Origin of the sequence: Arthrobacter sp. ok909 (assembly GCF_900104405.1) — a bacterium.
Classification (GTDB): Bacteria; Actinomycetota; Actinomycetes; order Actinomycetales; family Micrococcaceae; genus Arthrobacter; species Arthrobacter humicola.
This window is the reverse complement of the sequence record NZ_FNJS01000001.1, coordinates 64,695-76,548: the sequence shown is the minus strand read 5'-3', so window position 1 is coordinate 76,548 and position 11,854 is coordinate 64,695. Positions and strand designations below refer to the sequence as shown.

The following is an 11,854-nucleotide window of genomic DNA, read 5'->3' as shown; positions in this document are numbered from 1 at the left end:
GGGTTAGCTGAGGCAGTCCGCGCAGTACGCGTGCCCGTCCTTCTCCTTGGCGAGCTGGGACCGGTGCCGGACGAGGAAACAGGAATAGCAGGTGAACTCATCCTCTTTCTGCGGGATGACCGTGACGGTCAGCTCCTCGCCGGACAAATCCGCACCTGGGAGCTCTACGCCCTCGGAGGTATCGGCCTCGTCGAGCTCGCGGACGACGCTCCGTGCATCGGGCGCGTTCGCCGAACGGAGGGCCTCGAGGGAAGCGTTACGAGATTCCGCAACGTCGGAGCGTACTTCGTCATAATCGGTTGCCACCTGGTGGTACTCATTTCCGTTGCTGGGTGTTTGATCCGGAGCCTCTGACGGATCTCCGGGATTGAACGGTACAGCATTACACCGGGTGAATGCTGGGGACAGGGGGAGTCGCGGCAGTGACGCTCGTGACACCCGGCGGAAGCAGCCTGCCCCGCCACCCTCCCACTTCGTTCGCTACTGGTCACACTGGCGTCATGTGCCGTTCATTTGCGTCGCCTAGCCTGAACCCTTAGGGACCATTCAGCATGGGCACTATCCGCTTCATCCGCCGGGAGGGATTCACCATGGCCGACATCGCTGCAGTGCTGGGACGGCTCACGCCGGACGAACTCGACGAATTGCGGTCCCTCGGTCCCAACGGGCACCTGACCCGACGCCTTACCGATGCCCTCGATCGCGCGGCAGGCGGTCCCGGGGCCGGGCGCGGCTACTACGTCCCCAACGGGAGCGTCAGTACCACCGGAGGCCCGCACGTGATTCTGCGCAGCGACGTGTCAGGTTGGCTGTTCGGGCCGGCCCAGCCGGCTTAGCCGGCTTAGCCGGCATCGGCTCGTATCGCGCGCTGCCCGGGCCGCGCACCGGGACACGCAGGATTGTCCACCCGGACCTGCCCGCGAAGGTCCATACTTCTCTCAAAGAGAGGGGTCCTGGATTGCGGATTCTGATGGTTGAGGATGAGCGCGCACTTGCGGAAACGGTCCGCCGCGGGCTGAAGAACGAAGGGTTCGTCGTCGATGTCGCCCATGACGGCGTCTCCGGACTCCTGGCAGCGCTCGAGAATCCGTACGATGCGATCCTCCTGGACCTCATGTTGCCGCGGATGAACGGCTATGACGTCCTCAAAGAACTCCGGCAGCGCAAAGTCTGGGCTCCCGTCCTGATGCTCACGGCCAAGGATGGCGAATACGACCAGACCGATGCCTTTGACCTGGGAGCGGACGACTATCTCACGAAGCCATTCAGCTTCCTGGTGCTCGTGGCCCGGATCAGGGCGCTGATCCGGCGCGGAGCACCCGCCCGGCCCGTCGTCATGACGGTCGGCACGCTGACGCTGGATCCCGTTAACCGCAGCGTCCGCCGAGGGGAAACCGTCATCAGCCTCACGGCCAGGGAGTACGGGCTTCTCCAGTACCTGATGCGCCGGCACGGCCAGATCGTCTCCAAGGTGGAGATCCTGCAAAACGTCTGGGACCCGGCGTTCGAGGGCGCGGACAACGTTGTAGAGGTCTACGTCAGCTACCTCCGGCGCAAGATCGATGCCCCCTTCGGTCTCCACACACTGGCCACCGTGCGCGGCATGGGCTACCTGCTCAAAGCCGACCCGATCCCTGAATCGTCTCCTGCCGTCCGGAGTCGCGGAGACTGAGGTCTGACTCCCCGGCAGGGTCCGCGCTGGGAAGGGCAATCTCAAAACGGCAGAGCCCCGGCGGTGCGTCGGCGGGACGGATGGTCCCGTGATGGGCGGCCACAATTTCCGCCGCGATGGCCAACCCCAGTCCGCTGCCGCCGCCGTCCCGGGATCGGCTGCCGTCGAGCCGGACAAAGCGTTCGAAGATCCGGTCCCGGTCAGCCTCCGGAATGGGGTCGCCGTCGTTCTCTACCGTGATGACGGCCCGGTCTCCGTTGGTGTGCAGGTCCACGGCGATCCGGGACAGGGCATGGCGATCGGCGTTGTCCAGGACGTTCCGCAGCACCTGGGCCAGCCGGCGGCCGTCGCCGCGGATCCGTGCCGGGACGAGGTCCACTGAAACCTGGTGGCGGCTGGTCGATCGCAGCCGGCGGATCTCCTGGTCCACGACGTCGTCAAGGTCCACGTCCTTTTGTTCCACTTTCAGGCCGCCGTCATTTGCCTTGGCCAGCGTCAGCAGGTCCTCCACGAGGAAGCTCATGCGGTTCGTCTCCTCAGCGAGGACATCCTTCATGTGCAGCCACATCGCCCCGGTGGGGTCCGCCGCCGCGATCTCGATTCCCGCTTGGAGTGTTGCCAACGGGCTGCGCAGTTCGTGGCTGGCGTCCGAGACAAACCGGCGCTGTTCAGTGTCCGAAGCTTCCAGCCGGTCCAGCATCGTGTTCATGGTCATTGCCAGGGCCCGGACTTCATCGTTGGTCGGCGGCACATCGACGCGCCCGTCCAGCCGCCCTGCATTGATGCGCGCCACCTGGCCCCGGATCCGTTCCACCTGGCGAAGGGAGCGCCCCACCAGCAGCCACACGGACGCTGCCACGGTGAGTAGCAGGACCGGCGTGGCTCCCAGCATGAACCACGCCACCGTCGAGATCGTGTCCGCCTGAATCTGCGACGCCTGGGCCACGACCACCGCGTACTTCTCGGAACCGGAGCCCGCACCGACGGTGACGATATGGTAGTTGTCGTTGTCGTCAACGCGGGGCAGGCCCGAGACGTCCTGGATCATGATCTGGCCCGGGCCGGGCCGCTGGGCAGACAGCGGGATGCTGGCGACCACGGGATCCGAGGCGGCCACGACAAACCCTGCAGCGTCAAGCAACTGGACGAACTGGCCGGCATGCGAGGTGCCCGCGATGTAGGCCCTGGCGTCCTCGATGTCTTGATCCGCCATTTCGGCGATCACGTCCTGCGCCTTCTGCCGTGCTGTAGCTTCGGTGGCCCGGCTCAGGGATGTATGTAGCAGCACCAGCAGGACCAGGCCGCCGAGCAACAGTGCCAAGGCCACAACGCCGACGGCGGCCGCCGTCGAACGCTTCCGCACGCCCCAGCGCGTCGCGCCCCAACGGCTCGCGCCCGGTCCCGGGGTGCCGCGCGCGGCCTGCTTGCTTGGTGCCATGGTCCAAGAATGCGGCACCGTGCGGCTCCGGACAACCAGGGGGACCAGCAATCGGGCCACATTGCCGCGCAGGGCGCCGCTCTCAGTCTCTTCTCAGCGTGATAGGGGACAGTGAGATTAGGACCCGGGACGCCGCCCCCGCCACAGATTGACGCGGGTCGCCGGCCACCTCCATAGATTCCGGCCGCATGCTCTCCTCAACCAGCGTGCGGCCGGCCAAGTTCCTTTTTTCCAAGAGCCGCCACCGGCGGCCGGCCGGACCGGTCGCACCCCCGAAGCGATGTGTGGCGGGCGCGGACCTCACGGCCTGGGAGCCACGCGGAGCCAGACGAATTGCCGGGGGTCCAGGACGATTCCGGTGCCGAGGCGCACCCTGGCGCCGGTCAGAACGTCGACGGCGTCCCCGGTGAAGCCGGACAGCGTCACCGCTGACACCTCCTGCGGGCCGTCGCTGAAGTTGGCCAGTACCAGAATCAGTGTGCCGGCTCCGGGGCGCTGGTACCCCAGGACGCCCGGATTGTTCGTGGCGAACCCGATCAGCCGGGTGCCGGCGAGTTCCGGCGTCGCGGACCGCACGGAAACCATCCGGCGCAGCCCCGCGTAGACCGCCCCGGCCGGAGTCTCCGGGTCCGCGCGCTGCGCGTAGTCCGCAGCCGGGTAGTGCGGCCGGTGCACCCACCGGCTGTCCGTTCCATGTCCTGCCTCAAGGTCATACTGGTAGTCATTGAGCTGCCCGACCTCGTCGCCGAGATAGAGCAGCGGGATGCCGCCGGTGCTGAAGGCTACCGAATGGGCCAGCAGGATGCGGTCTACCGCAGCTACTGTTCCGTCCTCCAGTCCGCACAGGGACGCCGTCGTGCCGGAAATCCGGCAGTCGCCGGTGCGCGGGTTGTCCTGGAACGGCACACCGCGGGCGAAGCTTCCGGGAAAGCGGTTGACGTAGAAGGCATTGAGGAAGCGCCGGTGGTCGAAGCCGTTGATGCCGAGTTCGGCTGCGTCTTCATCTGCGAACGTCCAGCCGATGTCGTCGTGGCTGCGGACGTAATTCACCCAGGACGTGCCGGCCGGCAGGTTGTGCCGCCGGTCCAGGGCCTGCGAAAGCAGCGACACGTCGCGGGTGGCCAAGGACTCCCAGATCAGCGCCATCTGGAGGGGATTGTAGGAGAGTTGGCACTCGGCGGGGTCGATGTACCGTGCCACCTCATCGGGGTGGACGATCGCCTCGGATTTGAACAGCAATGACGGTGCGGCCAGCCGGCACACGGCATTAAACGCCTGAAGCAGCGTGTGGGCTTCCGGCAGGTTCTCGCAGGGCGTGCCGAGCTGTTTCCAAATGAACGCGACGGCGTCCATCCGGAGAATGTCCACGCCCTGGTTTGCCAGGAAGAGCATCTCGCCGGCCATGGCCCGGAAGACGGCCGGGTTGGCGTAGTTCAGATCCCATTGGAACGTGTGGAAAGTGGCCCAGACCCAGCGCCCGTCCGGCATTTCAATGAAGGATCCAGGGTGGTCGTCCGGGAAGATTTCGCGCACGTTCTGCTCAAAGGCGTCCGGCATTGTCCGGTCCGGGTAGATCCAGTAGAAGTCGCTGTACCCCGCCTCGCCCTCGGCCGCTTTCCGTGCCCATTCGTGTTCGTCGGAGGTGTGGTTGAAGATGAAATCGACCACCACGCTGATGCCGTTGGCCCGCAGCTCGGCGGCGAGGTCGCGCAGCTGCTGCATGGTGCCCAGCCTGGGGTTGACCTCCCGGTAACTGGAGACGGCGTAGCCGCCGTCGGAATGCGGTTCGGGGGCCAGAAAAAGCGGCATGAGGTGCAGATAGGTGAGGCCGAGTTCCTTGAAGTACGGGATCCGGGCGCGAACGCCCTCCAGGTCCTCGGCGTACCGGTCGACGTAGCAGACGCCGCCGAGCATGGTGTTGGCCTGGAACCAGCCGCTGTTGTGCTCCCGTTCAGCGTCGAGGGCTTTGAGATCGGCCGGCCTTCCGGCCCACGACCGGGCGGACTGCAGCACGAGCTCCGTGAGCTGGTCCAGCCAATCGGGCCGTGCGCCGTAGAGATCCTGGAAGATCCGGAGCAGTACCGGGAAATGGCGGTCGAAGCGTTCTTCGAAGACGGCCCGGTCCGGGTCCTCCCAGGCGACTCCCGGGTCCGAGGCCAGGACGCCGAGCACATGCTGGCGCGCCTCGTGATCCACAACGGCCGGTTCAACCATGGAGGGTCTCCTTCGACGAACTGCGGCCCTCGGCGGCGCCACGACATCTCACATCCTTGCAGACAGACGGACCGGTGCCCAAGCACAAGGGCCGTGTTTCGGCACGCTCGTACGACCCCTCCGGAGGTGGCCGCCGCCGGAGGGGTCGATAGGCTGGCCAGATGACCGAGCCCGCCGCACTCCTGCCGACATTGCTGTGCGTCGGGCTCCTGATGGTGGTCACTGTCGGGCTGCTGGCGGCCGTCCGGATCCCGCACAGCGCGGCGCCGGCGCTGGCCATCGTCCGTGGAGCCGCGCAGCTGGCCGTCATCAGCCTGATACTCGGTGGAATCATCACCAGTCCCGTGTGGGTCGGCGCTGCGCTTCTCGTGATGTTTACGGTGGCAGCGGTGACCGCCGCACGACGCCTCGGCTGGTCCTGGAGCCGGCTGGGGGTGGTTGGCGGGGCGATGGCCGCGGGCATCCTGGTGACCCTGGCAATCGATTTCGGCACGGGCGCGATCGCCTTCACGCCCCGGTATGCCCTGGCCATCGGAGGGATCGTGATCGGCAACGCGATGACGATTGCCACACTGGCGGGCCGGCATTTCGCCGACGCGGTGAACGAGCGCTGGGATGAAGTCGAAGCCTGGCTGGCGTTGGGCGCGACGCGGCGCCAATCGACGCTGGAACTGGCCCGGCGTGCGGTCTATTCGGCACTCATCCCATCGACCGACCAGACGAAGACGACCGGCCTGGTCACCCTCCCGGGGGCTTTCGTCGGCGCGATCTTCGGGGGACTGTCACCCTTGGAAGCGGGCCGCTTCCAGATCGTCGTGCTCGCCTCGATCATGGCCGCAGGATCCATTACCGCCGTCGCCCTTATCCATGTCCTTGCGCCGGTGAGGGTGCGCCCCGCCCGGCCCCGCTAAAGCATGTCCCGCTAAAGCCCGCGCAGGGGCGTCGTGGTTAGGCCGGCACCCGGATGACCAGCGGATCCATGGCCTGGCCGTCGGCGTACTGGCCGTCGAACAGTTCCGAACCCGACTGGGATATGGCGACGTCGACGCGCTCCCAGACCAGAAATCCGTCCATGTTCCGGGGCGCAGCGGTGCGCAGGGTACCGACATCGGTGCGCTCGTGCCCACCGCCGTCGCCGGTGCTGATGGACAGGATTCCGTGCCCGGCGGCGAACTCGACCCAGGGATCCAGCAGGCGGACAAACATCATTCCGTGGTGGCCGGCGACGCGGACGTCGCCGCGGAACCGCAGCACACCCGTGCCGCTGGCGGGATCGTACTCGGCGCCGTCCGGGGCGAAACAGAACTCCCCGGACGCGGTCACGGTGGCGCCGTCCGCCGCGGAAACGGCTCCATCCGGGAGCCCCGAAATGTAATCCATAAAGCTGCGCTTGATGCCCCAGGTCAGACCCGGCAAGGGCAGCGGAGCGGGGGAAGCGGACGCTGGTATCACGTAGGTTCTCCTGGGCTGTCGGGCGGATCTACGTCCGAGCCTAGCCGTGGATCCGCGCCCGGCTGAACTGTTGCACCGCTGTCGGGCCCGGATTCGTCGCATTTCTCTGACGGCGTAGCCACCTCAGGACTACTCCCCGGGCCGCGGTGGTTGACTTGGATGAGTACCGGCGAGCAGGAGGTGCACAATGGCCGCAGCCGTGAGCAGGGTGCCCGGACCTGAAGCGTCCGGACCTGAAGCGTCCGGGGACCCGCTGGATTCTTACTCCGCAACGGTCATCCGCGTCGCCGCGACCGTCACGCCCCTTGTCGCAGCGCTCGAAATGACCGGCGCCGGGCGCGCCGGCAGGCGCACGGGCGGCGCCGGTTCTGCCGTCCTGTTCACCGCGGACGGGTACCTTCTCACCAACGCCCATGTGGTGGGCGGCGCCGCGTCCGGACACGCGGTTTTTGCCGACGGCACGAGCACCGCCGTCGAGGTGGTGGGTGCCGACCCGCTGTCCGATCTCGCCGTGGTCCACGGCCGGGCGCCCACGGCGGCGCCGGCCGACATGGGCGACGCCGAATCGCTCCGGGTCGGGCAGCTCGTGATCGCCGTGGGCAATCCGCTCGGGCTTTCGGGGTCGGTCACGGCCGGGGTGGTCAGCGGGCTTGGTCGGTCCATCCCCGTCTGGTCCGGACGGAACCGGCGCGTCATCGAGGACGTCATCCAGACCGATGCGGCCCTCAACCCCGGCAGCTCCGGAGGGGCGCTGGCGGACGCCTGCGGGCGGATCGTCGGAATCAACACAGCCGTCGCCGGAGTAGGCCTGGGCCTGGCTGTTCCCATCAACGCCACGTCCCGCCGGATCATCGCGTCGCTGCTCAAGGACGGCCGAGTCCGCCGGGCCTATCTTGGCCTGGTGAACACGCCGGTCCAGCTGCAGCCAAGCGCCGTCGTCCGGACAGGCCGCAGGCAGGGTTTGCTCGTGGTGGAAGTCCTTCCAGGCTCGCCCGCCGAACGCGCCGGACTCCGGGCCGGCGACATCCTCCTGAAGGTCGGGAGCGTGCCTGTGTCCAACGCTGAGAGCCTCCAGAAACTGCTCTTTTCCGAGGCAATCGGCGAGCCGCTGGATCTTGCGGTACTTCGCGACGGCACGGAGCTGCGTGTGGTCGCCGTACCCGCCGAGATGACCGAGAACCAATAGGAAAAAATCCGGCCCTGACCGGGTGGCATTTCACGACGGAATGACCCGGCTCGAGCCGAAATTCTGCCGCCCTGAGGCGTCCCGCGAACTACTTATATGCGTTCGATGGTGGCCCGCGGAATTACTTGTTTTGCGCCGGAAACACCTGCCTGCCGTTGCGAGGCCTTACTTGGCGGTACTGATGCCTGTACGCGTCTTTCTTTGGCCGAAAGATCGGGTAGCGGCATGCCTTGTTGCGCCCAGTCAGGCGTGTCACGGTGACATTGGAAAGCCGGAGGGAACAGAGTCTCAGTACGGCCTGGTCTCGATGTTGATCCGGCTCTTCGCAGACGATTGAGTTCGTTTTATCTGGGGAAATCGGAGAGCATCGTGGAAAGCCTAACGGGACCAACACCCTCCATTTCGGTCCGATTGTTCGGATCATTCGAAGTACACCGTGACGGCGTAGCCCTCACGGCCGCCGACATGGGGGGCTGCAAACCCCGCCACATACTGGAAATCCTCCTGCTGAACCTCGGAACGCCCGTGTCTAAGACCCGCCTGATCGATCTTCTCTGGGGTGCGGCAGCAAGCGACGGTTCCGTGGCCACACTCGAGAGCTACATCAGCGGCATACGGCGTGCCATCCAGCCCGGCCAGACCAAGACCGGTCCGCTCCGCACCGCCAACAGCGGCTACGTCCTGGATCCCACCCTGGTGGATCTGGACCTGTTCCGGTTCCGTGGACTGGTCCGCGACGCCGGCGAGCTGCCTCCTGACGAGGCGTATCCGCTGCTGCTCGAGGCCCTCGACATTTGTGCCGAGCCGCTGCTGGGGTTCGAACTCGCCTCCGATTGGGCAGAGGAGGCGCGCAGCCGCCATGCGGCAGAAAAAGTCGCCCTGCAGATCTTTGCCGCAGAAACGGCCGCCTCGCTGGGCAAGCCGGACGACGCCGTCAACCTGGTCCAGGCTGCCATCCGTGCCGAGCCGCTCAACGAACGGGCCTGGACGGTGCTGGTGACGGCCTATGAACAGGCCGGCCTGCCTGCCGAAGGACTCGCGGCGTACGACCGCTGCCGCCGCCTCTTCGACCGCGACCTCGGCTGCGCGCCGGGCCCTGCGTTGCAGGAGGCTCACCTGAGGCTGCTGCGGCAGCGCGCCGAAAGCAACTCCGAACTCTCCGAGGTACTGGCGGCCCTGCTTTTTCTGGGGGAGCGGCTGAACGGGCCCAAGGGCCGGCAACTGCCGCCGGCGGAGTCGCGGCGCATGCATGAGAACGCCGGGCGGGTGCTCGATTCCTTTCTCCAGCGCGTCCGGGCAGCTGTCTAACTCCTTGACGTGGGACGCCCCGGGCGGCCCTGACGCGCCATATTTTGGGCACCCGCGGCCGCCGCAACCGGGGCCGGACGTTAGCTTGGTCACGTGGCCGTGATTCTCGAGAAATCCGGCCATGCCGGGCGTCATACTGGGAAGGTCCCTGGCGGGCAGTCCGACCGCCGGGTGTGAGGAGGGCCCATGGAAACCTTGAAGAACGTCGTCACGAACGAGTACTTCCCCGCTGCCGCCGTGCTGTCCGGGGTCATCCTGTTTTGGGTCCTTGGCCTTTTCGGCGGACTGTCCCTCCTGAGTACCCGCCAGTCGCCGGTGACCACCCTGACGTGGCTGCTGTTCGTCTACGCCGCAGCGGTGCTGTCGCCCCTCGCGGGACTCGTCGCCGCCGTCGATCTCGTCCGCCGTTGGCTGCGGAACCGGCAGGCGCGCGAGGCTGAATCCGCCTAGCCGGCACTGCCCGGCAACACAGCCCCGACCGTACAGCGTTAGACCTGCGCCGCTCCCTACTCGAAGCGGGAAGCGTCGCCCATTCCGTGGCGGACGACTTCGGCGACACCACTTGAGAAGTCGATCACCGTGGTCGGCTCGGCACCACAGTCGCCGGAATCGATCACGGCGTCTACTACGTGCTCCAGCCGCTCCTTGATTTCCCACCCCTGCGTCAGCGGCTCGTCCTCATCCGGAAGCAGCAGCGTGCTGGACAGCAGCGGCTCGCCGAGCTCGGCCAGCAGTGCCTGGACCACGGGATGGTCGGGGATACGCACGCCGACTGTCTTCTTCTTCGGATGCAACAGGCGTTTGGGGACCTCCCGGGTGGCGGGGAGGATGAACGTGTAGCTGCCGGGCGTGACGGCCTTGATGCTGCGGAAGACGTCGTTGTCGATCTGGACAAACTGGCCCAACTGCGCGAAGTCCTTGCAGACCAAGGTGAAGTGGTGTTTGTTATCGAGGTGGCGGATGTTCCTGATCCGGTCCAGGGCTTCCCGGTTACCCAGTTGGGCCCCCAGTGCATAGCAGGAGTCGGTGGGGTAGGCGATCAGGCCGCCGGAGCGGAGGATTTCCACCGCCTGGCTGATGGAGCGCGCCTGGGGGTTGTCGGGGTGCACATCGAAGTATCTCGCCATGGGACGAGCTTACGCCCGACCGGCGTCCAGCCGTCCACGGAACGGTCCGATACGCGCGCCCCGGCAGCCCCCCCGCCGCCGTGAAGTTTCGGTTTCCGCATCGATTTCGGGCGCCCGCTGCGTGGATCCGCGTAGCGGCTGCCCCTTGTCGTAGCGGAAACCGGCACGCTCGTCCTTGTTGCACACCCTGACCTGGAAAGCTCGCGCATCACCGCGCACCTCACCAGAGCCATCATGGACATGGAGCACGTGACGGCCATGATCTTTCCGCCGCATACCCGGACCGCCGGATCGATGCTGCCCGCGAGCAGGACCTGCTGCGCGGGCACGACACCATCGTCTGGCAATTCCCCTAGCACTGGTACTCCGTGCCCGGGGTTCTGAAGGAGTGGATGGACCAGGTGCTCACGTACGGCTTCGCCTACGGTGCAGGAGGCGACGCCCTCCACGGAAAGCGGCTCCAACTGGTGCTTTCGACCGGCGGCCCGGAAGCGTCCTACGCTCCGGCAGGGCACAACCGCTTCACGATGGATGGGCTCCTGCGCCCCCTTGACGCCACTGCGCACCTGTGCGGACTGGACATGGCCCAGCCGCTTATCCTGCACTCAGCGCCCCGCGTGGATGCCGATGAGCTTCAGCGGCACGCTGACCGGTGCCGCGAACTGCTGGCTCCGGCGGCGGCAGCCATCGGCCGCTGACCAGCCACAGGGCCCAAGCCAGGCAGCGGCCCGGTGCGGGGCGCCCCTCAGGCGGCCAGGGCGACGAACATGAGAGCAAGCGCGGCGGCCCCCACGACCTCGACGGCCGTGTCGGCGAGGTCCCGAAATCCGGCGGAACGAGCACCCCGCAAACTATGGCCGAAGAAGGCCGCTGGCCCGGTATCGTCGCTGGAGCCGGGCCAGAGCTGGAGGAGGAGCCGGAGGGTCCACATCGCAGTGGCCAGCCCAAAAACGATGGCGGGCCCAAAAGCCACAGCCGGCACCGGGGAAGGCTGCATGCTCCAACCGTCGAGCGGTGCCGTCAGCGGCCCGACCGCCACAGCACCGTGGTGTGCCGGGGCCACGGGAACCGGTACCGGCGGACGCGGTCCGGACTGACGGACGGTCCCGAGGCCGCCGGCGGCCAGCATGAAGGCCATCGCGGCCATGGCCGCAGCATCGTAGAGGGACTTCGCCCGGCCTCGGACCGGCGGGCCGTCCCGGGGGTGCGTCCGGTATGAGACGGCCTGCACAACGAACCACCAGGAGCCCAGAACAAACAGGAGAACCTGCGGCAGGAGGGGCCACTGCGCGCGCGGCAGCAACATCAGCGCCATCGCCGCCATCATGAGGGAATGCAGCGCCAGCCCGACGCGCCCTGCCGCTCCGGAAGCGACCACGGCCCGGCAGGCCGAGTACAGCGTTGCCGCCAGCAGCAGCGCCGCTATTGTCCAGCGCACGGCGTCGTCCGCAATCACG

Annotated in this window: 13 protein-coding genes; 7 read left to right on the top strand and 6 right to left on the bottom strand. The window is 67.1% G+C overall.

Annotated elements, in window-relative coordinates; translation table 11 throughout:
• Nucleotides 1-3 precede the first annotated feature (3 nt).
• The gene (locus tag BLR03_RS00335) at nt 4-306 is read right to left on the bottom strand and encodes a DUF4193 domain-containing protein (protein ID WP_091248015.1); all 303 of its coding nucleotides are present in this window, start codon (nt 304-306) and stop codon (nt 4-6) included.
• 245 nt (nt 307-551) lie between these two features.
• Between BLR03_RS00335 and BLR03_RS00330 the strand changes: the two genes are divergently transcribed.
• On the top strand, nt 552-836 hold the full coding sequence (locus BLR03_RS00330; RefSeq protein ID WP_254788079.1) for a hypothetical protein: 285 nt from the start codon (nt 552-554) through the stop codon (nt 834-836).
• A 122-nt stretch (nt 837-958) separates the two neighbouring features.
• On the top strand, nt 959-1,672 hold the full coding sequence (locus tag BLR03_RS00325) for a response regulator transcription factor (RefSeq protein WP_091248013.1): 714 nt from the start codon (nt 959-961) through the stop codon (nt 1,670-1,672).
• Here the strand turns inward: BLR03_RS00325 and BLR03_RS00320 are convergent.
• Both BLR03_RS00320 and BLR03_RS00315 read right to left on the bottom strand, forming a co-directional pair.
• Nucleotides 1,617-3,110: a sensor histidine kinase gene (locus BLR03_RS00320; protein ID WP_254788078.1), complete on the bottom strand. Its 1,494-nt coding sequence runs from the start codon at nt 3,108-3,110 to the stop codon at nt 1,617-1,619. The genes BLR03_RS00325 and BLR03_RS00320 overlap by 56 nt on opposite strands.
• Before the next feature lie 300 nt (nt 3,111-3,410).
• Nucleotides 3,411-5,324, bottom strand: coding sequence for an amylosucrase (locus BLR03_RS00315; RefSeq protein WP_091248009.1), 1,914 nt, complete (start codon nt 5,322-5,324; stop codon nt 3,411-3,413).
• A 161-nt stretch (nt 5,325-5,485) separates the two neighbouring features.
• Between BLR03_RS00315 and BLR03_RS00310 the strand changes: the two genes are divergently transcribed.
• On the top strand, nt 5,486-6,235 hold the full coding sequence (locus tag BLR03_RS00310; RefSeq protein ID WP_091248007.1) for an ABC transporter permease: 750 nt from the start codon (nt 5,486-5,488) through the stop codon (nt 6,233-6,235).
• Nucleotides 6,236-6,272: 37 nt separating this feature from the next.
• Here BLR03_RS00310 and BLR03_RS00305 read toward each other — a convergent pair whose 3' ends face one another.
• The gene (locus BLR03_RS00305; protein ID WP_091248005.1) at nt 6,273-6,878 is read right to left on the bottom strand and encodes an HtaA domain-containing protein; all 606 of its coding nucleotides are present in this window, start codon (nt 6,876-6,878) and stop codon (nt 6,273-6,275) included.
• An 85-nt stretch (nt 6,879-6,963) separates the two neighbouring features.
• On the opposite strand from BLR03_RS00305, the gene BLR03_RS00300 reads away from it, so the two are divergent.
• The 3 genes from BLR03_RS00300 to BLR03_RS00290 all read left to right on the top strand — a co-directional run bounded on the left by BLR03_RS00300 (nt 6,964) and on the right by BLR03_RS00290 (nt 9,720).
• Nucleotides 6,964-7,962 (top strand): S1C family serine protease, encoded by a 999-nt coding sequence (locus BLR03_RS00300; RefSeq protein ID WP_091248004.1) that lies wholly within the window; start codon nt 6,964-6,966, stop codon nt 7,960-7,962.
• Nucleotides 7,963-8,427: 465 nt separating this feature from the next.
• Entirely contained in the window at nt 8,428-9,270 is an 843-nt protein-coding gene (locus BLR03_RS00295) for an AfsR/SARP family transcriptional regulator (protein ID WP_091248775.1), read from the top strand.
• Nucleotides 9,271-9,456: 186 nt separating this feature from the next.
• Nucleotides 9,457-9,720, top strand: coding sequence for a hypothetical protein (locus BLR03_RS00290; RefSeq protein WP_091248003.1), 264 nt, complete (start codon nt 9,457-9,459; stop codon nt 9,718-9,720).
• A 56-nt stretch (nt 9,721-9,776) separates the two neighbouring features.
• On the opposite strand, the gene BLR03_RS00285 is transcribed toward BLR03_RS00290, so the two are convergent.
• A complete protein-coding gene (locus tag BLR03_RS00285) occupies nt 9,777-10,397 on the bottom strand; it encodes an L-threonylcarbamoyladenylate synthase (RefSeq protein WP_091248002.1) in 621 nt (206 codons plus the stop codon).
• 392 nt (nt 10,398-10,789) lie between these two features.
• On the opposite strand from BLR03_RS00285, the gene BLR03_RS24795 reads away from it, so the two are divergent.
• Nucleotides 10,790-11,095 carry an NAD(P)H-dependent oxidoreductase gene (locus tag BLR03_RS24795; protein ID WP_254788076.1) on the top strand — a complete coding sequence of 102 codons (306 nt, stop codon included), beginning with the start codon at nt 10,790-10,792 and terminating at the stop codon, nt 11,093-11,095.
• Nucleotides 11,096-11,142: 47 nt separating this feature from the next.
• Here BLR03_RS24795 and BLR03_RS00275 read toward each other — a convergent pair whose 3' ends face one another.
• Nucleotides 11,143-11,853 (bottom strand): DUF5134 domain-containing protein, encoded by a 711-nt coding sequence (locus BLR03_RS00275; RefSeq protein ID WP_091247999.1) that lies wholly within the window; start codon nt 11,851-11,853, stop codon nt 11,143-11,145.
• Between the last annotated feature and the right edge of the window lies 1 nt (nt 11,854).